Origin of the sequence: Plantactinospora siamensis, assembly GCF_042434095.1 — a bacterium.
Classification (GTDB): Bacteria; Actinomycetota; Actinomycetes; order Mycobacteriales; family Micromonosporaceae; genus KBS50.
The window spans coordinates 1-26,512 of record NZ_JBHLUE010000008.1; the positions used below are offsets into that span (position 1 = coordinate 1).

The following is a 26,512-nucleotide window of genomic DNA, read 5'->3' on the forward strand; positions in this document are numbered from 1 at the left end:
TCGGGCAGCCGGGCGGGCGCGGCCGGCTCGGGCGGCTCGGGCGGCTCGGGCGGCTCGGGAAGCCGGGCGGGCTTGGCCGCCGCGGGCGGCGGGGCGGGCGGGCCGGGCGGGGCCGGCGCGGGCCTGGCCTGGACCGGTACGTCCGCCGCGGCGGGCCGGGCGGGCGAGATGGCGAGCCGGTCGATCCGGCGCCCGTCCAGGGCCAGCACCCGCAGCGCCCACCGGCCGGCACCGCCGGCGTCGCCGATCGGCACCACGACCTCGACCTCGTCGCCCACCGCCGGCAGCCGACCCAGCGCGGCCATCACGAACCCACCGACCGTCTCGTACGGCCCGGCCGGCAGCTCGATCCCGGCCCGTTCGGCGAAGTCGGCGAGGTTCAGCCGGCCGTCCGCCTCGACGGCGAACCCGGCCGCCACCGGGTCGGGGTCGGTGTCGTACTCGTCGTGGATCTCGCCGACCAGCTCCTCAATCAGGTCCTCCAGCGTGACGATGCCGGCGGTGCCGCCGTACTCGTCGGCCACGACGGCGAGATGGTGGCGTTCCCGGCGCATCTCCGTCAGCGCGGCCAGCACCCGCTTGCTGCCCGGGATCCGCTTGACCTCGCGCACCAGCTCGCGGACCGTGCATCCGGCCTCGCTCGGGTGCAACAGCAGGTCCCGCAGGTGCACGAAGCCGATCACGTCGTCGTGGGTGCCGTCGACCACCGGGTAGCGGGTATGCGTCTCGTTCCTGGCCAGCGCCGCCGCGTCGGCCACGGTCAGGCCGGCGGACAGGAACATCACCTCGGTCCGCGGCATCATCACCTCGCGTACCAGGCTGGCGCCGGCCGCCAGGACCTCGGCGATGATCCGCCGCTCCACCGGGTCGAGCCGGGTGTTCGCGGCCACGAGCTCCCGCAGCTCCGCCTCGGTGATCCGCTCCCGCCCCGCGCTCGGGCTGACGCCGAGCAGGTCGGTGACCAGCCGGGTGGCGGCGTCCGCCGCCCGGACCACGACCCGGGCGACGCCGCGGGCGACGGGCCCGGGCTGTCTCTGTGGGCGCCCCGGCGGTCGTCGCCGGGGCCCGGTACTGGCGGCTTCCCGCATGCCGAAATGGTAGACAGCAGGCGCGCGCCGCGCGGTACGGAAGCGGCGTACGCCACGCCCGCGGTGTGCGTTTGCGTTTGACTCTGTGCGAATATGAACGGGTGACCGGCCGGACCCGCCCCGCGGCCCGGCCGTAGGCTGAGCCGCGGGCCCGCCGCCCTTCGGCGGAGGCGGTCGGTCGAGTGCCGCCCGCCCGGCGGCCGACAGGGAGGACAGACGGTGAAACTGCTGGTCACCGGCGGTGCGGGATACATCGGCAGCATCGTCACCCGGATGCTCCTGGACGCCGGCCATCGGGTCGTGGTGCTGGACGACCTGCGCACCGGGCATTCCGTTGCGCTCGCCCCCGAGGCCGAGTTCGTCCAGGGCCGGGTGCACGACGCGGCCGAGGTGATCACGCCGGAGGCCGGGTTCGACGGCGTCCTGCACTTCGCCGCGCTGATCCAGGCCGGCGAGTCGATGATCAAGCCCGAGCTGTACTGGCAGAACAACACCGTCGGCTCGCTGGCGCTGCTCGACGCGGTCCGCGCCGCCAAGGTGCCCCGGTTGGTCTTCTCCTCCACCGCGGCCGTCTACGGCAACCCCACCGAGCTGCCCATCCGGGAAACCGCCGTGACGGCCCCGACCAACACGTACGGTTCGACCAAGCTCGCCGTCGACCTGGCGCTCACCTCGGAGGCCGTCGCCCACGGCCTGGCGGCGGTGTCGCTGCGCTACTTCAACGTGGCCGGCGCGTACCTGGCCGGCAGCGTGGCGCTGGGCGAGCGGCATGCCCCGGAGACGCACCTCATCCCGATCGCCCTGGACGTGGTGGCGGGCCGACGGGAGAAGCTGCAGATCTTCGGTGACGACTACCCGACCTCCGACGGCACCTGCGTACGGGACTACATCCACGTGGCGGACCTGGCCCGGGCCCACCTGCTGGCGCTGACCGCGGCCCGGCCCGGCGAACACCGGGTGTTCAACCTGGGCAGCGGCAGCGGGTTCACCAACCGGCAGGTGGCCGACGTGGTCCGCGAGGTCACCGGCCACCCGTTGCCGGTCGAGGTGGCGCCGCGCCGCGAGGGGGACCCGGCCGCGCTGGTTGCCTCCGCCGATCTGGCCCGCACCGAGCTCGGCTGGACCCCGGAGAAGCCCACCCTGCACGACATGGTGACCGACGCCTGGGCCTTCTACCGCGACCAGATCCTGGAGCGGTCGTGACCGGCACCGACCGGCCGGACCCCGCCGGCGACGCCCAGCCGGCCACCGATGCCACGCAGCCGGCCACCGATGCCACGCAGCCGGCTGCCGGTATCGCGCAGCCGGCCGCCGGGGATCCGGTGGCCGAGCGGGCGTTCGCCGGCTTCCGGACCGAGTACGGCGGCGACCCGGCCGGCTACTGGGTCGCGCCCGGCCGGGCCAACCTGATCGGTGAGCACACCGACTACAACGACGGCTTCGTGCTGCCGTTCGCGCTGCCCCAGCACACCGTGGTGGCGGCCGCCGCGGCCCGGCGACCCAACTGGTCCGCCTGGTCGGAGATGAACGGCGAACGGATCTCGTTCGACGACGCCGGCATGGCCCCGGGGGCGGTGCCGGACTGGGGGGCGTACGTCGCCGGCGTCGTCTGGGCGCTGCGCGAGGCCGGCCACCGGGTGCCGCACGCCGAGCTGGCCATCGCCTCCGACGTCCCGCTGGGGGCCGGGCTGTCCTCCTCGGCGGCCATCGAATCGGCCGTGCTCACCGCGCTGGCCGACCTCGGCGACCTGGATCTGCCCGTCGACGACCGCCCGCGGCTCGCGCAGCGGGCCGAGAACGAGTACGTCGGCGCGCCCACCGGCGTGATGGACCAGTCCGCGTCCATCCGCTGCCGGGAGGGTCACGCGCTGTTCCTCGACTGCCGCTCGCTGGAGGTCGAACACATCCCGTTCGACCTCGCCGGCGACGGCCTCGCCATGGTCGTCGTGGACACCCGCGCCGAGCACCGGCACGTCGACGGCGAGTACGCCGACCGCCGCCGGGCGTGCGAGGAGGCGGCCCGCCGGCTGGGCGTGCCGGCGCTGCGGGACATCGACGCCGACGACCTGCCGGCCGCGCTGGACCGGCTGCCCGACGAGGTGCTGCGGCGGCGCGTGCGGCACGTGGTGACCGAGAACCAGCGGGTGCGCCAGACCGTGGAGCTGCTACGCAGCGGGCGGATCCGGGACATCGGGCCGCTGCTCACCGCCTCCCACGCCTCGATGCGGGACGACTTCGAGATCACGGTGGACGAGGTGGACACCGCCGTGACCGCCGCGCTCAGCGCCGGCGCGTACGGCGCTCGGATGACCGGCGGCGGCTTCGGCGGCTGCGTGCTGGCGCTGGTGGACGCCGCCTTCGCCGACGCGGTGGCCGCCGCGGTGACGGGCGCCTTCGCGGACCGGGGCTTCACCCGGCCCCGATCGTTCACCGTGCTGCCCGGTCCCGGCGCGCACCGGCTGAGCTGACCCGGGCGGATCGCCCCGACCGATGATCGTCGCCCCGGCCGGGGAGGCTCAGCTCGCCTCGACGATCATGCCGGCGCCGACCGTCCGGTTGGTGGTCTCGTCGATGAGGATGAAACCCCCGGTGGTGCGGTTGCGCCGGTATTCGTCGGCGAGCAGCGGGATCGTGGTACGCAGCCGGACCCGGCCGATCTCGTTGAGAGCCAACGCGGTCGCCGACTCGTCCCGGTGCAACGAGTTCACGTCGAGCCGGTACTGCAGACCGCGCACCACCGCCCGGGCCGACCGGGTGGTGTGCTTGACCGCGTACTTCCCGCCCACCTGCAGCGGCCGGCTCTCGTCCAGCCAGCAGATCATCGCCTCGATGTCCTGGGCCACCGCGGGCGCGTTGTTCGGCCGGCAGATCAGGTCACCCCGCGACACGTCCAGCTCGTCGGCCAGGCGCACGGTCACCGACATCGGCGGGTACGCCTCCTCCACCGGACCGTCCGCGGTGTCGATGCCGGCGATCCGGGTGGTGAAGCCGGAGGGCAGCACCATCACCTCGTCGCCCGGCTTGAGCACCCCGGAGGCCACCTGCCCGGCGTAGCCGCGGTAGTCGGTGACGGTCGTGGACTGCGGGCGGATGACGTACTGCACGGGGAAGCGGACGTCCACCAGGTTGCGGTCCGAGGCGATGTGCACCCGCTCGAGGTGGTGCAGCAGAGACGGCCCCTCGTACCAGGGCATGTTCCCGGACCGTTCGACGATGTTGTCGCCGTGCAGCGCCGAGACCGGCACCACCGTGAGATCCGGCGCCTCCAGCTTGGCGGCGAACGAGGTGAACTCGTCGGCGATCCGCTCGAAGACCTCCGGCGACCAGTCGACCAGGTCCATCTTGTTGACGCACAGCACCAGGTGCGGCACCCGCAGCAGGGAGCAGAGGAACGCGTGCCGCCGGGACTGCTCCACCAGGCCCTTTCGGGCGTCCACCAGAATCAGCGCGAGATCCGCGGTGGAGGCGCCGGTGACCATGTTCCGGGTGTACTGGATGTGCCCGGGGGTGTCGGCGATGATGAACTTGCGCCGCGGCGTGGCGAAGTACCGGTAGGCCACGTCGATGGTGATGCCCTGCTCGCGCTCGGCGCGCAGGCCGTCGGTGAGCAGCGCCAGGTTCGTGTATTCGTCGCCGCGCGCCGAGCTGACCGCCTCCACCGCCGCGAGCTGGTCGGTGAACAGCGACTTCGTGTCGTAGAGCAACCGGCCGATGAGCGTGGACTTGCCGTCGTCGACGCTGCCGGCGGTGGCGAACCGCAGCAGGTCCATCGGGCGGCCCTCCGGTCCGGCGCCGGGCCGGCTCTCGGTGGCGGTGACCGCCGTTTCGGCCATCATCAGAAGTAGCCCTCCCGCTTACGGTCCTCCATGGCGGCCTCGCTGACCCGGTCGTCGCCCCGGGTGGCGCCCCGCTCGGTGATCCTGGTCGCCGCCACCTCCTCGACGACCGCGGCCACCGTGTCCGCGACGGACCGGACCGCGGCGGTGCACGAGGCGTCGCCGACCGTGCGATAGCGCACCCGCGCCGTGAAGGTCGGCTCGTCGGGGCGGGCCGCGAGGAACTCGTTCACCCCGTACAGCATGCCGTCCCGCTCCACGACCTCGCGCTCGTGCGCGAAGTAGATCTCCGGCAGGGCCAGGCCCTCCCGGTCGATGTAGTGCCAGACGTCCAGCTCGGTCCAGTTGGACAGCGGGAACACCCGGATCGACTCACCCGGGTGGTGCCGGCCGTTGTACAGCGACCACAGCTCGGGCCGCTGGTTCTTCGGATCCCACTGCCCGAACTCGTCCCGGAAGCTGAAGATCCGCTCCTTGGCCCGGGCCTTCTCCTCGTCCCGGCGGGCGCCGCCGAACAACGCGTTGAAGCGGTATTTCTCCACCGCTTCCAGCAGCACCGGCGTCTGCAGCCGGTTGCGCATGCCGTCCGCCGCCTCGCGCACCAGGCCGCTCTCCAGGGCCTCCGGCACGCTCGCCACCAGCAGCTGCAGCCGCAGCTCGGCAACCCGGCGGTCGCGGTAGGCGAGCACCTCGGGGAAGTTGTGCCCGGTGTCCACGTGCAGCACCGGGAACGGGATGCCGGCCGGCGCGAAGGCCTTCTGGGCCAGCCGCAGCATGACGATCGAATCCTTGCCGCCGGAGAACAGCAGGGCCGGCCGCTCCAGCTCGGCGACCACCTCACGCATCACGAAGATGCTCTCGGCCTCGAGCTCCGCCAGGTGCGACACCCGGTACGCCGCGGTCGCGCTCATGCTGTGAACCACACCTTCCCGGTAGGTGAAGTAGGGTCGCCGGCGCTCAACCTACCCGCAGTGCCGCCGCAGCGCCGCCAGTAACCGCGGAGCGAGATCCTTGCGGCAGACCACGAGATCCGGCAGGCGCGGATCGGCCTCGTTGTATTTCAACGCAGATCCATCGATCCGGGAAGCATGCAAGCCGGTGGCCATCGCCACAGCGACGGGCGCGGCCGAATCCCACTCGTACTGGCCGCCGGCATGGACGTACGCGTCCACCTCGCCGCCGATCACCGCCGAGATCTTCGCCCCCGCCGACCCCATCGGCACCAGCTGGGCGCCCACCTCGTCGGCCAGGTCGGTCAGGAAGACCGGCGGCCGGCTGCGACTCGCGGCCAACCGGATGCTCCGCCCGCCCGGGCCCTCCGTTCCCGCCGCGGCCGGCGTCATCGGCGGATACGCCGGCGGAGAATCCGTACCCAGCACCCGGTGCTGCGCCGGCAGCGCCACCGCGCCCGCCACCAGGCCGGGCCCGGTCGAGGCCCGCCGGTCCCACAACGCCACGTGCACCGCCCAGTCGGCCCGGCCCTCCTCGGCGAACTCCCGGGTCCCGTCCAGCGGGTCGACGATCCACACCCGGTCCGCCGTCAGCCGCGGCACCGCCGCCGCGTCCACCTCGGCCGCCCAGGCCAACCGGGAGCCCTCGTCCTCCTCGGACAGCACGGCGTCGGCCGGACGCCACCGCCCCAGCTCGGTACGCAGCAGGTCGTGCGAGACCTTGTCACCGGCCGCCTTCAACGCCCCCGGGTCCCCGAAGCCCAGCTCGGCGCGTACCTCCAGGAGGGCCTGACCGGCGCGGGCCGCCAACCAGCGGGCGAAGCCGGCGTCGATCACCGGCGGAGCCGCCATCAGTGCCCACCGCCGCAAGCGGAGCGCCTCGCCACCGTCACGATCGCCTCCTCATCGCACCGGGCCGCGGGCGGGCCAGCCGGCCCGCCGCTCACCGCACACCCGGCAGCAAGCATCCGGCGCGGCGCGGCCGCACCGAATCGAGCCAGCCTACCGGCCGGCGGCGCACACCCGGCGCGGCGCGCGGGAAAGCGACACCGGTCGACGCCGTCAACCGGCGTGGTACGCGTTCTGCGTCCATTCCAGCCCGCGCTCCAGCACCGACTCCACGGCGTCGGCCGTCCGGTCGATCAGGAACTCGAGCTCCTTGCGCTCCTGCGCGGAGAAGTCGGTGAGCACGAAATCCGCCGGGTCCTGCCGGCCCGGCGGCCGGCCGATGCCGAACCGCACCCGCAGGTAGTCCTTGCTCCCCAGCGACTTCGACATCGACCGCAGGCCGTTGTGCCCGCCCTCGCCGCCGCCGCACTTGAGCCGCAGCTGCCCGTACGGGATGTCCAGCTCGTCGTGCACGGCCACGATCCGCCCGACCGGCACCTTGTAGAACCTGGCCAGGGTCGCCACCGGCCCACCGGACAGGTTCATGTACGTCATGGGCTTGACCAGCACGAGCCGCGGGCCACCCACGCCCAGCCGTCCCTCGGCCACCTCGGCCACCGCCCGCCGGTGCCGGGAGAACCTGGCACCGGCCCGCCCGGCCAGCAGGTCGGCCACCATGAACCCGACGTTGTGCCGGTTACCGGCGTACTCCCGGCCCGGATTGCCCAGGCCGACCACCAGCCACGGAAGGCTTTCCTCGGACACCTGCGCCCCTCGACATCACCCGGAGAAACGACGACAGGCGCCCCCGATGGACGGGGGCGCCTGGCACGGAACTACTCAGCTCTCGGCGTTCGCCTCGGCCGGCTCGCCCTCCGCCGCGGCGGTCGGCTCGCCCTCGGCGCCCTCGGCGCCTTCCGCGGCCTCCTCGCCCTCGGCCGGCTCCTCCTCGACCTCGCCGCCCTCGGCCGCCAGCTGCTCGGCGGTCGGGGCGGCCGTGATCACCGCGACCACGGTCTCGGCGTCCACGGTCAGCTCGGCACCCGAGGGCAGCTTCACGTCGGCGGCGGTGACCTGCGAGCCCGCCTCCAGGCCCTCGATCGAGGCCTCCAGCGACTCCGGCAGCTTCGTGGCGTCGGCCAGCACCGACAGCGTGTCGTGCTCGTGCATCACCAGGGTGTCCCGGGCCGGCTCGCCGGTCAGCTGCACCGGCACGTCCACGGTGACCTTCTCACCGCGCCGGACCAGCAGCAGGTCGACGTGCTCGAAGGTGTCCCGGACCGGGTCCCGCTGGATCGCCTTCGGCAGCGCCAGCGCCTGGGTGCCGTCGCTGATCTCGATGCTCAGCAGCTGGTTGGCCCCGCCGTGCCGGATCGCGGCGGCGAACTCAAGGGCCGGCAGTGCGATGTGCTTGGGCTTTTCGCCGTGGCCGTAGAGCACGGCAGGCACCAGGCCGGCCCGACGGGTACGGCGGGCACCACCCTTGCCGAACTCGGTACGCGGCTCGGCGCTGATCTTTACCTCGGACACGGCAAAAACTCCTGATACTTTCGCGGCGGCGGTCTCGTCTTCGATACGGCGTCGGTGCTCGGCAAGGGGCTCACTGGGGCGGAAGCGTCACGCACTACCCGGAGCACCGCGTCGATGACGGTGCCGCCGCGCCCGCGTTAATCCGCGTCCCGCAGGGCCCCCTCGCCGTGGCAACCGCACCAGTCTACCCGAGCGTGAAACCGCACCTCGGGCGGGTACCCGCCGGCACGCCCGGCCCCGCCGTCAGCTCAGGCCGCCGAACAGCGTGGTCACCGAACCGTCGTCGAAGACCCCGCGGATCGCCCGGGCCAGCAGTGGCGCGATCGACAGCACGGTGATCTTGTCGAGCCGCTTCTCCGGCGGCAGCGGCAGGGTGTTCGTCACCACGACCTCGCTGATCCGGCTGTTCTTCAACCGCTCGGTGGCCGGATCGGACAGCAGCGCGTGGGTGGCCGCCACCAGCACCTCCGCGGCGCCCGCCTCGGTGAGGATGTCCGCCGCGCCACAGATCGTGCCGCCAGTGTCGATCATGTCGTCGACGATCAGGCACACCCGGCCCTCGACGTCACCCACCACGCGGTTCGCCACCACCTGGTTCGGCTTCGACGGATCCCGGGTCTTGTGGATGAACGCCAGCGGGCAACCGCCCAGCCGGTCCGTCCACCGCTCCGCCACCCGCACCCGACCCGAGTCCGGCGCCACCACGGTCATCGGCCGGCCCGCGTACTTGCGCTCGACGTACTCGGCCAGGATGTCCATCGCGAACAGGTGATCCACCGGGCCGTCGAAGAAGCCCTGGATCTGGGCCGTGTGCAGGTCCACCGTGAGGATCCGGTTGGCGCCCGCGGTCTTCAACAGGTCCGCCACCATCCGCGCCGAGATCGGCTCCCGGCCCCGGTGCTTCTTGTCCTGCCGGGCGTACGGGTAGAACGGCAGCACCACGGTGATCCGCTTCGCCGACCCACGCTTCAGCGCGTCGATCATGATCAGCGTCTCCATCACCCACTTGTTGACGCCGTGGGTGATCGACTGCACCACGAACGCGTCCGAGCCGCGGACCGACTCCTTGAACCGTACGAAGATCTCGCCGTTGGCGAACTCGTACGAGTCGGTCGGGGTCGGCGGCACCCCGAGGGCCTCACCGATCTCGAGCGCCAACTCCGGAAATCCCCGTCCGGAGAAGAGCATCAGACTCTTACGATTTTCGGCGACGATGCTGCCCATCGGCTCGTCCGCTCCCGTTTGCTCAAGGGGTTTCCTGGCGATGCGACCAGGAGCTATTCAGTTGGAGTATCCCTCGCGTCCCACCGCCGGCCACCTTCGCCGGCCCCCGGGTGGGCTTGCTCACCCGCCGGGGCCGCACCGGCCGCCCCGGTCCGCTCGGCACCGGCCGCGCCGGCCCGCTCGGCGCCGGCCCGCTCCGCCGCCTCCGCCGCCGGCGTACCGGCTCGCTTGCGCAGCACCCAGCCCTCGACGTTGCGCTGCTGGCCCCGGGCCACCGCCATCGCGCCCGGCGGCACGTCCGAGATGATCACCGAACCGGCCGCCGTGTACGCGCCGTCGCCCACGTTCACCGGCGCCACGAACATGTTGTCCGCCCCGGTCCGGGCGTGGTTGCCGATCGTGGTGTGGTGCTTGCGTACGCCGTCGTAGTTCACGAACACCGTGGCCGCGCCGATGTTGCTGTGCTCGCCGACGGTGGCGTCCCCGACGTACGACAGGTGCGGCACCTTGGAACCCGCGCCGATCGTGGCCTTCTTGGTCTCCACGAACGTGCCGACCTTCGCGTTGCGGCCCAGCCGCGACTCCGGCCGTAGATAGGCGTACGGGCCGACGCTGGCCTGCGGGCCGATCTCGGCGCCCTGGACGTGGCTGCGCAGCACCGTGGCGCCCTCGCCGACCACCGAGTCGATCAACGTCACGTCCGGGCCGACCACCGCGCCCTCGGCCACCTCGGTGGCGCCGCACAACTGCGTGTTCTGGTCCAGCACCGCGTCCCGGCCCAGCTGCACCGTCACGTCGATCCAGGTGGTCGCCGGATCGAGGATCGTCACCCCGGCTCGCATCCACCCGTCGTTGACCCGGTCCCGCAGCAGCCGGCGCAGGCCGGCCAACTGGGCCCGGTCATTGCAACCCAGCGTCTCGGTGGCGTCGGTGGCCACGTGCACACCCACCGGCTCCCCGGCCCCCACGAGCAGGCCGAACACGTCGGTGAGGTATTCCTCGCCCTGGTCGTTGTCGGACGAGAGCTTGGCCAGCGCGGCGCGCAGCCGGGTCGCGTCGAAGACATAGCTGCCGCCGTTGATCTCGCGGATGGCCCGCTCCGCCGGACTGGCGTCGCGCTCCTCGACGATCCGCTCCAGCTGGCCGTCACCGCCCCGGACGATCCGGCCCAGCCCGGTGGGATCGGCCACCTCGGCGGCCAGCACCGTGGCCGCCGCCCCGGCGGCCTCGTGCGCGGTGACCAGCCCGTCCAGCGTTTCCGGGCGCAGCAGCGGGACATCGCCGCTGATCACCACGACCGCTCCGGTCGCCTCCGGCACGGCGTCGAGCGCTACCCGTACGGCGTGCCCGGTGCCATGCTGCTCCGCCTGCAACACCGGGGTGGCGGCCGGCGCCACCTCGGCCAGATGGGCCCTGACCTGCTCCGCGCCGTGCCCCACCACGACCACCGTGCGCTCGGCGCCGAGGCCGTCGGTGGCGGCCAGGGCGTGCCCCAGCAGGGTGCGGCCGAGCAGCGGGTGCAACATCTTGGGCAACGCCGACTTCATCCGCTTGCCCTCGCCGGCGGCGAGCACGACAACGGTGCGGGTGCGGGGTTGGGACACGGGTGGGCTCCCGTCAGAGGCTGGCAGTCTGCCGCCTCATGCTAACCAGCGGCCGGGCGTCGCGCGCAGAAGCTCCCGGGAGAGGACTCGAACCCCTACAACCAGGACCAAAACCTGGCGTCCTGCCATTAGACGACCCGGGAGGGTCTAAACCGGACAAGGCATCAGCCGGCGTGCCACCCACACACCTTACCGTCCGTCCTCCGGGTTCCCATCCGCCGTACCTGCCATGATCCCAATTCCCAGCTGGTCGGCGATCCTCGGCACGGCCCGGCCCAGCCGGCGCAGCTCGAGCGCGCGGGCTCGCAGGTCGGCGCGGGAGCGTTTGGTCGGGGCCGGAACGGGGACGCCGCTGGCCTCGACCTCGGCCGAATCGGTCACGCGCCGCAGGGCAGGACGGAGGTACGACGGATGCGGCGCTCCCAGCCAACTGCCAGAGAGCGATGCCGTGCCGTCTACGGATGCGTAGGTTACGGTGACGTAGGCGTAAGTTTCTGATCTTCCACCCTCTGCGAGGTGCCATGTCCACCGCACTCCTCGAATCGAACACCCCCGGTAGCCCCAAACCGCTGACCGAGGGGCGGCAGCCGATCGGCATCATGATCGGCCTGTGGGGCTTCGTGGTCGTGCCGTTCATCGCCCTGATCGTGGCCATCCCGGTGGCCTGGGGCGGCTGGCTGGGCTGGACGGACGTCGCCATCGCGCTGGCCTGGTACTACGTCTCCGGCGTCGGCGTGACCGCAGGCTTCCACCGCTACTTCACGCACGGCTCGTTCAAGGCCAAGCGCTGGCTGCGGGTCACCCTCGCGGTGGCCGGGTCGCTGGCCGTACAGGGCAGCATCGTGCAGTGGGTGGCGGACCACCGGCGACACCACATGTTCTCCGACGTCGAGGGCGACCCGCACTCGCCGTGGCGGTTCGGCAACTCCTTCTGGGGGCTGACCAAGGGGCTGTTCCACGCGCACGTGGGGTGGCTGTTCCGCCGCGAGCTGTCCAACCGGGAGCGGTTCGCCCCGGATCTGCTGGCGGACAAGGACATCCGCCGGGTCGACAAGATGTTCCCGCTGCTGGTGCTCATCTCGACGCTGGGCCCGGCGCTCATGGGCGGCCTGCTCACCTGGTCGTGGCAGGGCGCGCTGACCGCGTTCTTCTGGGCCGGCCTGGTCCGGATCGCGCTGCTGCACCACGTCACCTGGGCGATCAACTCGGTCTGCCACGTGTACGGCGAGCGCCCGTTCGAGGTCCGGCAGGGCGACCGCGCGGCGAACTTCTGGCCGCTGGCGATCCTGTCGTTCGGGGAGAGCTGGCACAACCTGCACCACGCCGACCCGACGAGTGCCCGGCACGGCGTGCTGCGCGGTCAGATCGACACCACGGCTCGGGTGATCTGGATCTTCGAGAAGATGGGCGCGGCGTACAACGTGCGCTGGCCCAAGCCGGAGCGGATCGCCGCGAAGATGGTCAAGACGCCCGTCAGTTCGTGACGGGCGCTCCGCCCGACAACCCCTGCCAATGGCCACCTGGCAGGATGGCACGGTGACCGAGCGCGACGACAGCGACAGCGACCGGACCGGGCGAAGGCAGCGACGGGGTGGGGCTGTGACGGAGGGCACGGACCCATCCCCCGCGCCGACCCGGCCGGCCGTCGTGCCGCCCAAGCGGGGTTCCCGGGTACGCATGTCGGCGGCGCAGCGGCGCGAGCAGCTCATCGCGATCGGCCGCCTGGTGTTCGCCGAGCGTGGCTTCGACGCCACCTCCATCGAGGAGGTGGCGGCCCGGGCAAAGGTCTCCAAGCCGGTCGTCTACGAGCACTTCGGCGGCAAGGAAGGGCTGTACGCGGTCGTGGTGGACCGGGAGGTCCGGGCGCTGCTGGACCGGGTCACCACGGCGCTGACCGCGGGGCATCCGCGCGAGCTGCTGGAGCAGGCGGCGCTGTCCCTGCTCGGCTACATCGAGGAGGAGACGAGCGGCTTCCGGGTGCTGGTCCGCGAGTCACCGCTGATGTCGGCCACCGGCAACTTCAGCAGCGTGCTGAACGACGTGGCTCACCAGGTCGAGCACATCCTCGGCGCCGAGTTCTCCAGCCGGGGGTACGACCCGAAGCTGGCCGAGCTGTACGCCCAGGCGCTGGTGGGCATGGTGGCACTGGCCGGGCGCTGGTGGCTCGAGGTGCGGAAGCCGCGCAAGGAGGCGGTGGCGGCGCATCTGGTCAACCTGGCCTGGAACGGCCTGTCGCATCTGGAGCCGAAGCCGGCCCTGCTGACCCGCCGGCAACGCTGACCCGCCGGCAACGCTGAGTCGTCGCTGATCCGCCCGCACCCTGATCCACCGGTCCGCGACCCGTCGGTCCCGAGCGGCCGAGCGGCCCGTTCAGCGCGGCCTGCTCTGCGGTTCGGGTTCCGGCATTCGAGGGCGGGCGTTCTCGACGGCCGCGTGGTGGTGCGGGCCGACCTTGTCGTACAGGCCGGTGGCCAGGAAGATCAGGCCGAACAGCAGCGAGACGATGACCGTGGACATCGAGAAGTTGAGGAAGTTGGCCGGGGTCTGCAGGACGGTCATCATGGCCAGCCCGGTCACCATGAACACCACGCCGGCGGTCAGGTTCATGTAGTGGCCCAGGTTGCCGCGTCGGGAGGCGCCGATGATCAGGCCGACGCCGAACACCACCGAGACGAGGGCGAAGGCCAGGTTGACCCGCAGGCCGAGGACCCAGTGGCTCTCCCGGGAGAACAGCGAGGAGCCCCAGGTCTCGACGATCCCCAGCACCCCGAAGACCAGGATGTAGAGCCCGACGAGGCCGGCGACGATGCGGTAGAGCGGCCGGGCCGGGTGGTTGACCGGAAAGTGGGCCACGACGCCTCCTCGGCATGGTGACTGTTACTTCCGGATTGTCCCCTGCGGCCCGGCCGCGCCGCCGGAAAACCCCGCGATCTGCGGCGCCGTCAGAGCACCAGCCTGGCGGAGCGGGACGCCTCGGCCTCGTCCTCGCTGCCGACCGAGGAGTACATGGCCACGGTCAGCAGGGTCACGCCGAGCAGCATCGTGACGATGACCGTGGCGATGCTCCAGTCCAGCAGGTTCGCCTGGGTACGCAGCACCGCCAGCTCGGCCAGGCCGAGCGCCATGATGACATAGCCGAGCGGCTTGTTGACCCGGACGTCGATGTTCCGGCCGAGCCCGGTGGCGGCCAGGATGACCACGCCGAGCAGCACGGACAGCACCGAGCCGCCGAGGTTGACGCCCTGGCCGAGGACCGTGTTGTCGTCGTTGGCGAAGAGGTTCTCGCCGGCGTTCTGGATCACGCCGATGATGCCGAAGAGCACCAGGTAGAGCCCGATCAGACCGGCGATCGCCCGGTAGACCGGCCGCGCGGGATGGTTGACGGGGTTGTGCGCCATGTCGAAGTCTCCAACGTGCCGGGGGTGTCACCGGCGATTGTCCCGCATCGCTCCGGACGGCCGTCCGACACCCCCGGCCGGACCGGACGGCGGGCGAGGCCGTTCGCCGACCCGGCCGGCGGATCCGGCCGACCCGCACCGGTCGGCGACGGGCGACCAGCGACGGGTGACCGGCAACCGGCAACCGGGGACCGGGGACCGTCAGCCGTCCCCGACCCGGTCGGCGAGGGTGAGCCATGCCTCCTCGACCTGTTCCCGTTCGGTCCGCAGCGCCCGCAACTGGCCGTCCAGCTCGGCCACCCGGCTGTAGTCGGTGGCGTGCTCGGCGAGCTGTTCGTGCAGGGCGGTCTCGCGCTGTTCCAGCTTGCCGATCTGCCGTTCCAGCCGGCTGAGCTCCTTCTTGGCGGTCCGCGCCTCGGCCGCGGAGAGCGGCGCCGGGCCGCCGGCATCCCCGCCGCCGGCCGTCCCGGCGCCAGCGCCCGCGGCACCGGCGCCCGCGGCACCGGCGCCCGCGGCACCGGCGCCCGCGGCGCCGCCGGCGCCGCCGGCCGCCGCGCCGGCCGCGGTCGACCCGGCCCGCCGGGCGGGCACGCCGCCGTCGGCCGCCCGCGCCAGGTATTCGTCCACCCCGCCGGGCAGGTGTACGAGCCGGCCGTCGCCGAACATCCCGTACACGACCTCGGTGACCCGTTCGATCAGGTACCGGTCGTGGCTGGCCACGATGACCGTGCCGGGCCAGGAGTCGAGCAAATCCTCCAGCGAGGCCAGGGTGTCGGTGTCGAGGTCGTTGGTGGGCTCGTCGAACAGCAGCACGTTGGGTTCGGCGGCCAGCAGCCGCAGCATCTGCAGCCGGCGCCGCTCGCCGCCCGACAGGTCGCCCACCGGCGTCCAGAGCCGCCGGTCGTCGAAGCCGAACATCTCGGCGAGCTGGGAGGCGGCCACCTCCCGGTCGCCGAGGACGACCCGGCGGGCCACCTCCTCGACGGCCTCCAGCACCCGCAGCTCGCCGGGGAGCTCGGCGAGTTCCTGGGAGAGGAACGCTGGCCGCACGGTGGACCCGGTGCGGATCGTGCCGGCGTCCGGGCCGCGCACCCCGGCCAGCAGCCGCAGCAGGGTGGTCTTGCCGGCGCCGTTGGCGCCCACGATGGCGATCCGGTCCCCGGGGCCCACCTGCCAGCTGAGGTGGTCGAGGATCGGCCGGTCGCCGGCGGTGAGGGTGACGTCCGCCAGCTCGTACACCTGCTTGCCGAGCCGGGCGGTGGCCAGCCGGTGCAGCGCGACGGTGTCCCGGGGTTCTGGTTCGTCGGCGATGAGCGCGTTGGCCGCCTCGATCCGGAACCGCGGCTTGGAGGTCCGGGCCGGCGGGCCCCGGCGCAGCCAGGCGATCTCCTTGCGCAGCAGGTTCTGCCGCCGGGCCTCGGTCGCGGCGGCCAGCCGGGCCCGCTCGGCGCGGGCCAGGGTCCAGGCCGCGAAGCCGCCCTCGTACGCCCGCACGGTCCGGTCGGCCACCTCCCAGGTGGTGGTGCAGACCGCGTCCAGGAACCAGCGGTCGTGGGTGACCACGACCAGGGCGCCGCGCCGGGCCACCAGGTGCCGGGCGAGCCAGTCCACCCCGGCCACGTCCAGATGGTTGGTGGGCTCGTCGAGGATCAGCAGATCCGACTCGCGGACCAGCAGCGCGGCCAGGGCCACCCGCCGCCGCTCGCCGCCGGACATCGGTCCGACCGGCTGGTCCAGGCCGAGGTAGGGCATGCCGAGCCCGTCGAGGACGGCCCGTACGCCCGCGTCGCCGGCCCATTCGTGCTCGGCCCCCATGTCCTGGCCGAGCCAGGCCGTGCCGAGGACCACCTGCCGGACGGTGGCCTCGGGGTCCAGCACCAGCTGCTGGGGCAGCCAGGCGACCCGCAGGTCCCGGCGGTGGGTGACCCGCCCGTCGTCGGGCTCCTCGGTGCGGGTCAGCAGGCGCAGCAGGGTGGACTTGCCGGCGCCGTTGAGCCCGACCACGCCGACCCGGTCGGCGTCGTCCAGCCCCAGGGATACGTCGGTGAGCAGCGGCCCCGCGGCGCCATAGCCCTTGGACACCCGGTCCAGGTTGACGATGTTGGGCACGAACCCACCTTTCTGTCGTTCGGCTCCCCGCCGGCGCCGAGCTGGGCCGGGTCGGGGCGTACGGCGTACGGAAGCCGCCAAGGGTAACGCCCGACCAGCCGGCCGCGTTCCCGGCGCGGTGGCCGGTCTAGCCGACGCGGGCCCCGGCCACCGGGCCGTGCGCCGTACGGACCAGCCGGCAGACGTCGGCGGCGGTCAGGTCGCGGGCCATCCGGTCGGCGTGGCCCGCGTCGGAGGCGAGGAAGACGCAGGTCGGCCCGGATCCGGAGACGATGCTGGCGAGGGCGCCGGCGGACCGGCCGGCGGCCAGCACCCGGGCCAGCTCGGGCCGGAGCGACACGGCGGCCGGCTCGAGATCGTTGCCGAGGGCGGCGCCGAGCACGGCCGGGTCGCGCTGGCGCAGCGCGCCGAGCAGCCGGTCCGGGCTGCCCATCGGCGTCGGGGCGGCGCCGGCGTCGCGGAGCCGGTCGAGTTCGGCGTACACGCTGGGGGTGGCCAGACCCGCGTCGGCGATGGCGACGGTCCAGTGCCAGGTGGTGGGCCGGACCAGGACGGGGCTGACGGCCTCGCCGCGGCCGGTGCCGAGCGCCGTGCCGCCGAAGACCAGGAACGGCACGTCGGAGCCGAGGCCGGCCGCGACGGTGGCGAGTTCGTCGCGGGTGAGGCCGGTGCCCCACAGCGCGTCGCAGGCGACCAGCGCCGCGGCGGCGTCCGCGCTGCCGCCGGCCAGGCCGCCGGCCAGCGGGATCTGCTTGCGCAGGTGCAGCCGGGCGTGCGCGGGCACCCCGGCGTACGCGGCCAGGGCGCGCGCGGCCCGGATGACCAGGTTCGTCTCGTCCAGCGCGAGCACCCCGGTGCCCTCGCCCTCCATGGTGAGGGTGAGGGTGTCGCCGCGGCGCGCGGTCAGCTCGTCCTGGATGGAGATGGCGTGATAGACCGTGTTCAGCTCGTGGTAGCCGTCGGCCCGGAGCGGGCCCACCCCGAGGTGAAGGTTGATCTTGGCGGGAACGTGCACCTTCACCGGGCCGGTGGCGCCGCGCCGGGAGGTCTCGTCGTCCTCCGGGCGCCAGGCCTCCGTCACGGGGTGATGTCCCGCACGCGCAGCCGCAGCTCGAAGGGCTTGGCCAACACCAGTTCCTCGGCAGATTCGGCAACGAGCTCGTACCGCCCGTCGACCAGGTCGTACGCGTACACATGCACGGGGTTCTGCTCGATCCGCCAGTAGTGCGGGATGCCCGCCTCGGCATAGTAGACCGGCTTCTCCAGCCGGTCCCGCCGCCGGGTGCTGGGCGAGACCACCTCGACGACCAGTGACACCTGCTCAGCGGTGGCGTAGTGGCTCTCGAAGTTGATCGTCTCGGCGACCAGGAGCAGGACATCGGGCTCGAAGGTCTGGTCAGGGCCGACGATCACGCCGGTGGCGATGCTCGGCTCCAGCTTACGGGGCGCCTGCTGGCGGAGCCAGTGCCACAGGAGAGTGCTGATCTTCTGATGACCGAAGGTCGGGGAGGGAACCACGATCATGACTCCATCGCGCAGCTCCACCCGGGGAGCGTCGTCGGGCAGGGACAACACGTCCTCGACGGTGTAGTTGCCGAGTCGTTGACGCCAGAGGTCCGGACCGGACCACCGGTCGCTCGACGGCGGCACGGCCGCTGCGGTCACTCGTACACCTCCTTGGCGGGCACGCCGTCAGCCTACTGTGCGCCCGACGCGCCGGCAGGGGCCGACGCGGCGATCGCGGCGAACTGCTCAACGGTCAGCGACTCGCCCCGGGCGGTGGGGTCGACCCCGGCCGCGACCAGCGCCGCGGCCGCCCGGTCCGGGCCGCCGGCCCAGCCGGCCAGGGCCGCCCGGAGGGTCTTGCGGCGCTGCGCGAACGCCGCGTCGATCACGGCGAAAACCCGCTCCCGGGGCACGCCGCCGCGCGGCGGGTCGTGCCGGGTGAACGCCACCAGGCCGGAGTCGACGTTGGGCACCGGCCAGAACACGTTCGGCGGGACCCGGCCGGCGGCCCGGGCCGTGGCGTACCAGGCGAGCTTGACCGACGGCACGCCGTACACCCGGGAGCCGGGTCCGGCGACGAGCCGGTCCGCCACCTCCTTCTGCACCATCACCAGACCCCGGCGCAGCGTCGGCAGCTCGGCCAGCAGGTGCAGCACGACCGGCACGGCCACGTTGTAGGGCAGGTTGGCCACCAGCGCCGTGGGCGCCGGGTCCAGGTCGGCCGCGGCGATCCGCAGCGCGTCGGCGCGGTGCACCCGCAGCCGGTCGGCGGCCGGACCGGCGTGCCGGACGGCGGTGGCCGGCAGGGCGCCGGCCAGCACCGGGTCGATCTCCACCGCGTGTACGTGCCGGGCGGCGGGCAGCAGGCCCAGGGTGAGCGAGCCGAGGCCCGGCCCCACCTCGAGCACCACGTCGGCCTCGCTCAGGTCGGCCGCGGCGACGATCCGGCGCACGGTGTTCGGGTCGTGCACGAAGTTCTGCCCGAGCCGCTTGGTAGGCACCACCCCGAGCCGGCCGGCCAGCTCCCGAATCTCCACCGGCGAAAGGAAGGGCCCCTTGTTATCGCTTTTTGTATAGGAAGGGCCCCCGCTTAACGGCCGCGGTTCCCGCTGGTGGCGCTGCTCGGTCATGGCACCAGAGCCTACGGTCCGGGGTGGGTCGGGCCGGTCGAGACCGAACCGGGCCGACGGACGACGGCCGAACCGGGGCCAATCCCGGCATGGCCTCTCCCCGCTCGCTCGTCCGGCTGCGCGGCCTTGTCGAGGCGCCACCGGACCGGGTCGCCCCCTTGATCATCGACGCGCCCGTGGACCCGCTGGTACGCACCGTGGAGCGCGACCACGCGGCCGGGCTACTCACCCTGCAGGGCGGCTGGTGGTACCGCGGTGAGACGAGGATCGCGCCGCACGAGGCGGGAACGCTGGTCAGCCACGAGATATTCGACCTGACCGGCAATCCACGCTGGCTGATGTGGCCGGTCACCCACAAGCCTCTTCGGAACGCCCCGGCGGAGTTCGCCACCCGGCTCGCAGAGATCGGCGCCCGGCTCGGCTGCCGCGCCCATCCGCTCGACGGTACGGCCTAGCCGGGCTGCCCCATCCTTACCACGGGCCGAAGGTCCGGTCGCCGGCGGCGGAGATGGCCTCGCACAGCTTCCCCAGGTCGGCCCCGGTGCTGTCGGCCAGCGCCCGGACCGTGAGCGGGACGAGGTACGACGCGTTGGGCCGGCCGCGGTGCGGGGTGGGCGTGAGGTACGGGGCGTCGGTCTCCACCAACAGCTGGTCCGGCGGGGTGATCCGGGCGGCCTCGCGCAGCGCGCCGGCGCTGGCGAAGGTGACGGTGCCGGCGAAGCTGAGCAGGTAGCCCCGGCGGACGCACTCGGCCGCGAACTCCGCGTCGCCGGAGAAGCAGTGCAGGACGACGGTGTCCGGGGCGCCCTCGTCGTCCAGGATCCGCAGCACGTCGGCGTGCGCGTCCCGGTCGTGGATGACCAGCGCCTTGCCGTACCGCTTCGCGATCGCGATGTGCGCCCGGAAGCTGGTCTCCTGCGCGGCCCGGCCCTCCTCGCCGGTGCGGAAGAAGTCCATCCCGGTCTCGCCGATGCCGCGTACCCTTTCCAGGCCGGCCAGCGACTCGATCTCCCGCAGCGCCTCGTCCAGGTCGGCCAGCCGGGGGGCCTCGTTGGGGTGCAGCGCGACCGTGGCCAGCACCCGCGGGTGCCGGGCCGCCAGCTCCGCGCCCCAGCGGGACGACTCGACGTCCACCCCTACCTGCACCAGCCGGTCCACCCCGACCCGCTCGGCCGCGGCGATCAGCGCCGCCACCGGATCGCCGTCGGTGGCCGCCGGGCCGTCCGGCGGTACGCCGTCGGTGGTCGGCGGGCCGGCCGGCGGTACGCCGTCGGTGGTCGGCGGGCCGGCCGGCGGTACGCCGTCGGTGGTCGGCGGGCCGGCCGGCGGCGCGCCGGCCTCGCCGGCGGTGATGTCCAGGTGGGTGTGGCTGTCCAGCACCGGAACCGGCAGCGGCTCGGGCGCGGGCGGGAACTCACCGGCACGCCGGGCGGCGCGCTGGCGACGGGACTCGGTTGGTTCGCTCATCGCCCGAAAGCATCACACACCGCGCGCCCGGCGGCCGTGGGTGCCGAGCATCACCCCGCAACCTGCTCATCAGTTGTCGCGCGGAACCTTCGGGCAACGTGATGTTCACCCGGCGCACCTAGCGTGCGGCTGTGAGCCTCAGCCCGCAGCCGCCGCAGCAGCTTCCAGCCGCCGGGGGCGAACTCTGGGTGTCCCTGGACGGCGCCGCCTACCCCGCCCAGGAGCTCGCCCGGGGTGCGGCGTACGAGATCTTCAGCGCCGAGCCGGCCGCCGGGTTCGAGCCGGTCCGCCGGCCGGACGCGCGGCTGCCCTGGCACCGCTTCGTCCACGTCGCCGACGTGGACACGGTCGGCGGGCCCGGCGGCGGGCCGGATCTGGACGCGCCGCTGCTGGCGCCGGTGAGCCGCCGACGGAGCTGGGCCGACCTGCACCAGCTCAGCCAGCGGCCGGCCGCGTCGGCCGACCCGGCGCTGCACGCCGTGCGCAGTTCGGCGGTGATCCGCCGGGGCACCCCGATGGTCAAGGTGCTGTCCGCCCGCCAGCTGGCCGGCTTCCTGCACGGCTGGCAGCCGTACGGCTTCTGCTACCGCGAGTACGACATCGCGCACCTGCGGACGCCCACCGACCTCGCGGTGCTGCGGACCGACCCGGAGCCGGGCCGGGGCGACCCGGACGTCTCGTACGCGCTGCGCTGGCGGGCCATCGACGCCGCCGACTACGAGTTCCCGACCGCCGACGCGTACCCGGGGCTGGTGGTCATGCCGCCGCACGACCGGGTGGGTCCGGCGGTGCTCGGCACCGGCTTCACGCCGAGCGGCCGGCAGCTCCTTCCCGAGTTCGTCACCCGGGACCTGGCCGACCTGCCCATGCCGGCCAACGCGGCGCTGATCGCCTACCCGGCGTCCGGCGAGGAGATCGTGCTCTACACGTTCCGTCCGGAGCAGCGGGGGTGGCTGCGGATGGCCGGACCGCGCTGGCGGCACCTGCTGGCTCCGGTGCCCGGCATCTCGCCGGACCAGGAGTACCTGCCGGTGGGCGCCGCGCCGTCGACCCGGCTGGTCGGCGAGCGCGAGGGCGAGGAGTACGAGGCGGTGGCGGACCTGCCGGGCGGGTTCCGGGCGCTGTCGATGACCCGCGCGGCCCGGTTCCCGATCGAGCGGGTACGCCGGCGGGCCCGGTTCGTCACCTGGCGCGGCGCCCGCTGCGTGGCGCTGCACTCCGACGCCAGCTGGGTACGGGTGCGGTTGTGCCGGCCGGACCCCGACAGCGTGCCGGCGCTCGGCGCGCAGTGTTACGAGCGCGGCGTGTACGAGGCGTGGGCGCCGGCCGCCGAGATCACCGACGACCGGACCGTGGACCTCGACTACCCGGAGGGTTGAGCCGGGTCAGCCGCCCAGCCGGGCCAGCTCCTCCTCGACGATCGACGGGTCCAGCTTGCGGAACACCGGCTTCGGCGCGGCCAGCGGCCGGCCGGCCTCGATGGGCGTGGACTCCCAGCGCGCCCCGACCGTGTAGTCCCCGGTCAACACCGGGTACGCCGGACCGCCGTCCAGGTCCTCGACCGTCACGATGGACGGCATCGGGGCGTGTACGCCGGTGCCGCCCAGCAGCTCGTGGATCTTCTGAGCCGAGTGCGGCAGGAACGGGGTGAGCAGGATGTTGGCGTCGCTCACGGCCTGCAGCGCGACGTGCAGGATGGTGCCCATCCGCGGCTTTTCGGCCTCGGCCTTGAGCTTCCAGGGCGCCTGCTCGGAGAGGTATTTGTTGGCCTCGGCCACCACCCGCATGGCCTCGCCGATGGCCTGCTTCTGCCGGTGCCGGCCGATCAGCCCGCCCACCGTGTCGAAGCCGGCCCGCACGCTGGCCAGCAACGCCTCGTCCGCCTCGGTGAGCCCGGCCGGGTCGACCGGCGGGATGGCGCCGAAGTTCTTGGCGGCCATCGAGATGGACCGGTTGACCAGGTTGCCCCAACCGGCCACCAGCTCGTCGTTGTTGCGGCGGAGGAACTCGGCCCAGGTGAAGTCGGTGTCCTGGCTCTCCGGACCGGCCACCGCGATGAAGTAGCGCAGCGCGTCGGCGTCGTACCGCTCCAGGAAGTCGCGGACGAAGATGACCACCTGGCGGGAGGAGGAAAACTTGCGGCCCTCCATGGTGAGGAACTCGCTGGACACCACCTCGGTGGGCAGGTTGAGCCGGCCGTAGCTGCCCGGCTCGCCGTCCCGGTCACCCTCGCCCGAGTAGCCCAGCAGCAGGGCCGGCCAGATCACCGAGTGGAAGACGATGTTGTCCTTGCCCATGAAGTAGAAGCCGCTGGCATCCTTGCCGGCGCCGTCGGCGGACCACCACCGGCGCCACGCCTCCGGGTCGCCACTGCGCCGGGCCCACTCGATGGACGCGGAGAGGTAGCCGATCACCGCGTCGAACCAGACGTAGATGCGCTTGTCGGTGCGGTCCTGCCAGCCCTCCAGCGGGATCGGCACGCCCCAGTCAAGGTCGCGGGTGATGGCCCGCGGCTGCAGGTCGTCCAGCAGGTTCCGGGAGAACCGCAGCACGTTGGGCCGCCAGCCCTCCCGGCTGTCCAGCCAGCGCCCGAGCGCGCCGGCCAGGGCCGGCAGGTCGAGGAAGAAGTGCTCGGTCTCCACGAAGTTGGGCGTCTCGCCGTTGATCCGGGAGCGGGGGTTGATCAGGTCGACCGGGTCGAGCTGGTTGCCGCAGTTGTCGCACTGGTCGCCGCGGGCGCTGTCGTAGCCGCAGATCGGGCAGGTGCCCTCGATGTAGCGGTCCGGCAGGGTCCGGCCGGTGGACGGCGAGATCGCCCCCATGGTCACCCGGGGCACGATGTAGCCGTTGCGGTGCAGCCCTTCGAAGACCTCCTGCACCACCGCGTAGTGGTTGCGGGTGGTGGTGCGGGTGAACAGGTCGTACGAGAGGCCCAGGCCGTGCAGGTCGGCCACGATGACCCTGTTGTACCGGTCGGCCAGCTCGCGCGCCGTGACCCCCTCGGAGTCCGCCTGCACCTGGATCGGGGTGCCGTGCTCGTCCGTACCGGAAACCATGAGCACGTCGTGGCCCGTCATCCGCATGTAGCGGCTGAACACGTCCGAGGGCACGCCGAAGCCGGAAACGTGGCCGATGTGCCGCGGGCCGTTGGCGTACGGCCAGGCGACCGCCGCGAGAACGTGACTCATGACAGTCAAGCCTAGTGACCCCGGCGCGGGCGCCGCGAACCAACGCCCCGGCCGCGGCCCGGCGGCCGGGGACCGATCCGGCAATTCTGCTCCGCCGACACGCCGAGTCACCTATTGGTTTCGATCGGTGACGCGTTGTCCAATGACGGCGTGACTGGAGAGCCAGCACCGCCGGAGGCTGCCGAAAACCGGGCCGGAATCCGGATCGCCCCGCCGCGGGACGGCGAGACCGCCCGCGGCACGGCGCCCGCGCCGGCCGGTTCCCGGGCCACCACCATCGCGGCGCCGCCGGGCCCGACCGCCGGTCGGGCCACGGTGCCGGTCCAACCGGGCGCGCCGCCGGCCGACGCCGACGAGACCGCCACACCGCCGGACGCGACTGCCGGCCGGGCCACGGTCCCGGTCCAACCGGGCGCGCCGCCGGCCGACGCCGACGAGACCGCCACGCGGACGGCCGAGCCCGGCGCGGCCCGGGACGAGACCACCGCGGCCCCGGACGAGACCGCCGTGCCACCTCAGCGGCGCGGGTCGGCGGCCGGCCTCGACACCCGGGCCGAGGACGAATACGAGCCGACGGCCGGCGCCGACACCCGCGCCGAGGACGACCCCGAACCGGCGGCCGACGCCGACACCCGGGCCGAGGACGAACCCGAGCCGGCGGCCGACGCCGACAGCCGGGCCGAGGCCAGCGGCACGGTGGAACCGGAGCCCGCGGATGAGCCGGCGCCCGGGATCGAGCCGACCACCGGCGCCCCGTTCGGGGCGCTGCCACAGCGCGCGCCCGTCCGCCAGACCCGCGACAGCAGGCCGGCCGCCCCGACCGACGGGCCCGCCGCGCCGCCGGACCGGGCCGCCCCGGTCGAGGGCGTGGACGAGCCGGCCTTCTGGTTGCCCATCGAGGAGGTGCACTGGGACGGCCGGCCGATCAAGCGCGAGCGGGAAACCTGGTTGAGCCGGTGGCGTGCCGCCCGCGCGGCCGCCGAGCGGACGAACCGGCCGCCCCCACCGCCCCGCCACCCGCTGGCCGGGCTTGCCGGGCTGGTGCTGTTCGCGCTGGCCGCGAGCTTCTTCGCCCGGGTGAGCGCCGGCCCGCTGTGGCTCGCCGCCGGGCACGGGGAACGCGGGGTGGCGATCGTCTCCTCCTGCTCCGGCTCGGGCCTCCGGCTGGACTGTCTGGGCCGGTTCAGCGCCGCGTCCGGCTGGACCAGCCCACCGGTCCCACTGGTCGGGGTCGCCCCCCAGGCACGCGCCCCGGGCGCCCGGGTCGGCGCCCGGATGGTGAACGCCGACGCCGGCAAGGCGTACGCGGAAACCGGCCTCGCGGCCCGGCACCTGCGCTGGCTGCTCGGCCTGGTGGCGGCGCTGGGCTGCGGACCGGGCATCGTCTGGGCGACCGGCGCGCGGCGGCTGCCGGAGCCGCGCGGTCGGCGCGGCGCCACCCTGGCGGCGTTGGCCGTCCCCGTGCTGCTGGTGGCCGGCTTCCTGACGGTCGCCTTCTGAGCCACCAGCCGGGGCGCGAGCGGTAGGGACGCCAGCGGTCCGGACGCCAGCCGTCAGGACGCCGCGGTAAGGACGCCGTGGTCCAGATGCCGCGGTCAGGATGCCGCGGTCAGGGGGTCAGCGGTCCGGCGTCAGCGGCCCGGGCGCGTGCACCACGCCGTACACGTCGCGGCGGCGCAGCCCGTACTCGACCGCCACGGCCGCGATGGCGTCGCGGCGGGAGGCGCCCGCGGCCTCCAGCGCGGCCACCGCCTCCCGCAGCGCGGCGTCGTCCGGCCGGACCGCCGGGCCCGCCGGCGCGCCGGCCACCACCAGCGTGATCTCCCCACGCGCGCTCCCGGCCGCGGCCCACTCGGCCAGCTCGCCGAGCGGTCGACGCAGCACCTCCTCGTACGTCTTGGTCAGCTCGCGGCACAGCGCGGCCGGCCGGTCGGCGCCGAACGCCTCGGCGAGGTCGGTGAGCGCCCCGGCGATCCGGTGCGGGGCCTCGAAGAAGACCAGCGTCCGTTCCTCACCGGCCAGGGCCCGCAGCCGGCTCCGGCGGGCGCCGCCGGACCGGGGCAGGAAGCCCTCGAAGCAGAACCGGTCGCAGGGCAGCCCGGACACCGCCAGCGCCGTGGTGACCGCGCTCGGGCCGGGCGCCGCGCTGACCGGAACACCCGCTTCGAGCGCGCCGCGCACCAGCCGGTAGCCCGGGTCGGAGACGCTCGGCATGCCGCCGTCGGTGACCACCGCGACGGTGGCTCCGCCGGCCATCGCCGCGACCAGTTCCGGCGTACGGCGTTCCTCGTTGCCCTCGAAGTACGAGACCACCCGGCCGGTGATCGCCACGTCGAGGTCCCGGGCGAGCCGGGCCAACCGGCGGGTGTCCTCGGCGGCCACCACGTCCGCGGCGGCCAACTCCGCGCGGAACCGGGCGGAGGCATCGGCGGGATTGCCGAGCGGGGCGCCCACCAGCACCAGCCGGCCGCCCTCGGTTCGTTCCGGCACTCGGCAACTCCTCGATTCTCGGTCCAGATCGCGGGCAGGCGGTGGCGGGAGCCACCGTTTCCCACCCCGGCAGCCTACGATCGCGGGGTGACCTCGGCGTCGAC

24 protein-coding genes, 1 tRNA gene and 1 pseudogene are annotated in these 26,512 nt (G+C 73.6%); 7 read left to right on the plus strand and 19 right to left on the minus strand.

The annotated features are described in order from the left end of the window. Window positions 1–92: 92 nt before the first annotated feature. Window positions 93–995: pseudogene (locus ACFFHU_RS10850) on the minus strand (hemolysin family protein); the annotation flags it as partial. 312 nt (window positions 996–1,307) lie between these two features. On the opposite strand from ACFFHU_RS10850, the gene galE reads away from it, so the two are divergent. Continuing rightward, window positions 1,308–2,291 (plus strand): UDP-glucose 4-epimerase GalE, encoded by a 984-nt coding sequence (gene galE / locus ACFFHU_RS10855; RefSeq protein ID WP_377337807.1) that lies wholly within the window; start codon window positions 1,308–1,310, stop codon window positions 2,289–2,291. 119 nt (window positions 2,292–2,410) lie between these two features. Beyond that, window positions 2,411–3,556, plus strand: coding sequence for a galactokinase (gene galK, locus ACFFHU_RS10860; protein ID WP_377338248.1), 1,146 nt, complete (start codon window positions 2,411–2,413; stop codon window positions 3,554–3,556). Between the two features lie 48 nt (window positions 3,557–3,604). Here galK and ACFFHU_RS10865 read toward each other — a convergent pair whose 3' ends face one another. The 9 genes from ACFFHU_RS10865 to ACFFHU_RS10905 form a co-directional block, all read right to left on the minus strand. Further along, window positions 3,605–4,921 (minus strand): sulfate adenylyltransferase subunit 1, encoded by a 1,317-nt coding sequence (locus tag ACFFHU_RS10865; protein ID WP_377338249.1) that lies wholly within the window; start codon window positions 4,919–4,921, stop codon window positions 3,605–3,607. Window positions 4,922–4,923: 2 nt separating this feature from the next. Then, entirely contained in the window at window positions 4,924–5,835 is a 912-nt protein-coding gene (gene cysD / locus ACFFHU_RS10870; RefSeq protein ID WP_377337809.1) for a sulfate adenylyltransferase subunit CysD, read from the minus strand. Between the two features lie 51 nt (window positions 5,836–5,886). Beyond that, on the minus strand, window positions 5,887–6,726 hold the full coding sequence (locus ACFFHU_RS10875; RefSeq protein ID WP_377337811.1) for a 3'(2'),5'-bisphosphate nucleotidase CysQ: 840 nt from the start codon (window positions 6,724–6,726) through the stop codon (window positions 5,887–5,889). A 210-nt stretch (window positions 6,727–6,936) separates the two neighbouring features. Next, window positions 6,937–7,527 carry an aminoacyl-tRNA hydrolase gene (gene pth / locus ACFFHU_RS10880; protein WP_377337813.1) on the minus strand — a complete coding sequence of 197 codons (591 nt, stop codon included), beginning with the start codon at window positions 7,525–7,527 and terminating at the stop codon, window positions 6,937–6,939. Window positions 7,528–7,602: 75 nt separating this feature from the next. Continuing rightward, window positions 7,603–8,292, minus strand: coding sequence for a 50S ribosomal protein L25/general stress protein Ctc (locus ACFFHU_RS10885; RefSeq protein ID WP_377337815.1), 690 nt, complete (start codon window positions 8,290–8,292; stop codon window positions 7,603–7,605). A 243-nt stretch (window positions 8,293–8,535) separates the two neighbouring features. After that, the gene (locus ACFFHU_RS10890; protein ID WP_377337817.1) at window positions 8,536–9,516 is read right to left on the minus strand and encodes a ribose-phosphate diphosphokinase; all 981 of its coding nucleotides are present in this window, start codon (window positions 9,514–9,516) and stop codon (window positions 8,536–8,538) included. Between the two features lie 53 nt (window positions 9,517–9,569). Further along, on the minus strand, window positions 9,570–11,120 hold the full coding sequence (gene glmU / locus ACFFHU_RS10895; protein WP_377337819.1) for a bifunctional UDP-N-acetylglucosamine diphosphorylase/glucosamine-1-phosphate N-acetyltransferase GlmU: 1,551 nt from the start codon (window positions 11,118–11,120) through the stop codon (window positions 9,570–9,572). A gap of 72 nt (window positions 11,121–11,192) precedes the next feature. Continuing rightward, window positions 11,193–11,263: transfer RNA gene (locus ACFFHU_RS10900), tRNA-Gln, on the minus strand. 46 nt (window positions 11,264–11,309) lie between these two features. Continuing rightward, window positions 11,310–11,501, minus strand: coding sequence for a hypothetical protein (locus ACFFHU_RS10905; protein ID WP_377337821.1), 192 nt, complete (start codon window positions 11,499–11,501; stop codon window positions 11,310–11,312). A 140-nt stretch (window positions 11,502–11,641) separates the two neighbouring features. Here ACFFHU_RS10905 and ACFFHU_RS10910 point away from each other — a divergent pair, with 140 nt between their 5' ends. Then, the gene (locus ACFFHU_RS10910) at window positions 11,642–12,604 is read left to right on the plus strand and encodes an acyl-CoA desaturase (protein WP_377337823.1); all 963 of its coding nucleotides are present in this window, start codon (window positions 11,642–11,644) and stop codon (window positions 12,602–12,604) included. A gap of 115 nt (window positions 12,605–12,719) precedes the next feature. Next, window positions 12,720–13,400 carry a TetR family transcriptional regulator gene (locus tag ACFFHU_RS10915; protein ID WP_377337824.1) on the plus strand — a complete coding sequence of 227 codons (681 nt, stop codon included), beginning with the start codon at window positions 12,720–12,722 and terminating at the stop codon, window positions 13,398–13,400. Between the two features lie 90 nt (window positions 13,401–13,490). Here ACFFHU_RS10915 and ACFFHU_RS10920 read toward each other — a convergent pair whose 3' ends face one another. The 6 genes from ACFFHU_RS10920 to rsmA all read right to left on the minus strand — a co-directional run bounded on the left by ACFFHU_RS10920 (window position 13,491) and on the right by rsmA (window position 19,170). After that, window positions 13,491–13,973 carry a DUF4383 domain-containing protein gene (locus ACFFHU_RS10920; RefSeq protein WP_377337825.1) on the minus strand — a complete coding sequence of 161 codons (483 nt, stop codon included), beginning with the start codon at window positions 13,971–13,973 and terminating at the stop codon, window positions 13,491–13,493. Between the two features lie 89 nt (window positions 13,974–14,062). Further along, on the minus strand, window positions 14,063–14,518 hold the full coding sequence (locus ACFFHU_RS10925) for a DUF4383 domain-containing protein (RefSeq protein ID WP_377337826.1): 456 nt from the start codon (window positions 14,516–14,518) through the stop codon (window positions 14,063–14,065). 201 nt (window positions 14,519–14,719) lie between these two features. Then, window positions 14,720–16,627 (minus strand): ABC-F family ATP-binding cassette domain-containing protein, encoded by a 1,908-nt coding sequence (locus tag ACFFHU_RS10930; protein WP_377337828.1) that lies wholly within the window; start codon window positions 16,625–16,627, stop codon window positions 14,720–14,722. Between the two features lie 127 nt (window positions 16,628–16,754). After that, entirely contained in the window at window positions 16,755–17,708 is a 954-nt protein-coding gene (locus ACFFHU_RS10935; protein ID WP_377337829.1) for a 4-(cytidine 5'-diphospho)-2-C-methyl-D-erythritol kinase, read from the minus strand. Further along, window positions 17,705–18,292, minus strand: a complete 588-nt coding sequence (locus ACFFHU_RS10940; RefSeq protein ID WP_377337830.1) for a Uma2 family endonuclease — start codon at window positions 18,290–18,292, stop codon at window positions 17,705–17,707. The genes ACFFHU_RS10935 and ACFFHU_RS10940 overlap by 4 nt, the downstream gene beginning before the upstream one ends. A gap of 32 nt (window positions 18,293–18,324) precedes the next feature. Further along, on the minus strand, window positions 18,325–19,170 hold the full coding sequence (rsmA, locus tag ACFFHU_RS10945) for a 16S rRNA (adenine(1518)-N(6)/adenine(1519)-N(6))-dimethyltransferase RsmA (protein WP_377337831.1): 846 nt from the start codon (window positions 19,168–19,170) through the stop codon (window positions 18,325–18,327). Between the two features lie 182 nt (window positions 19,171–19,352). Here rsmA and ACFFHU_RS10950 point away from each other — a divergent pair, with 182 nt between their 5' ends. Continuing rightward, on the plus strand, window positions 19,353–19,718 hold the full coding sequence (locus ACFFHU_RS10950) for a hypothetical protein (RefSeq protein WP_377337833.1): 366 nt from the start codon (window positions 19,353–19,355) through the stop codon (window positions 19,716–19,718). Between the two features lie 16 nt (window positions 19,719–19,734). Here ACFFHU_RS10950 and ACFFHU_RS10955 read toward each other — a convergent pair whose 3' ends face one another. Continuing rightward, window positions 19,735–20,730 (minus strand): TatD family hydrolase, encoded by a 996-nt coding sequence (locus ACFFHU_RS10955; protein WP_377337835.1) that lies wholly within the window; start codon window positions 20,728–20,730, stop codon window positions 19,735–19,737. Window positions 20,731–20,861: 131 nt separating this feature from the next. On the opposite strand from ACFFHU_RS10955, the gene ACFFHU_RS10960 reads away from it, so the two are divergent. Continuing rightward, complete coding sequence (locus tag ACFFHU_RS10960) at window positions 20,862–22,109, plus strand: hypothetical protein (RefSeq protein WP_377337837.1); 1,248 nt, start codon at window positions 20,862–20,864, stop codon at window positions 22,107–22,109. A gap of 6 nt (window positions 22,110–22,115) precedes the next feature. On the opposite strand, the gene metG is transcribed toward ACFFHU_RS10960, so the two are convergent. Next, window positions 22,116–23,918: a methionine--tRNA ligase gene (metG, locus tag ACFFHU_RS10965; RefSeq protein ID WP_377337839.1), complete on the minus strand. Its 1,803-nt coding sequence runs from the start codon at window positions 23,916–23,918 to the stop codon at window positions 22,116–22,118. 150 nt (window positions 23,919–24,068) lie between these two features. On the opposite strand from metG, the gene ACFFHU_RS10970 reads away from it, so the two are divergent. After that, window positions 24,069–25,418, plus strand: coding sequence for a hypothetical protein (locus ACFFHU_RS10970; RefSeq protein WP_377337841.1), 1,350 nt, complete (start codon window positions 24,069–24,071; stop codon window positions 25,416–25,418). A 117-nt stretch (window positions 25,419–25,535) separates the two neighbouring features. Here ACFFHU_RS10970 and rsmI read toward each other — a convergent pair whose 3' ends face one another. After that, window positions 25,536–26,408 carry a 16S rRNA (cytidine(1402)-2'-O)-methyltransferase gene (rsmI, locus tag ACFFHU_RS10975; protein ID WP_377337843.1) on the minus strand — a complete coding sequence of 291 codons (873 nt, stop codon included), beginning with the start codon at window positions 26,406–26,408 and terminating at the stop codon, window positions 25,536–25,538. Window positions 26,409–26,512: the final 104 nt, after the last annotated feature.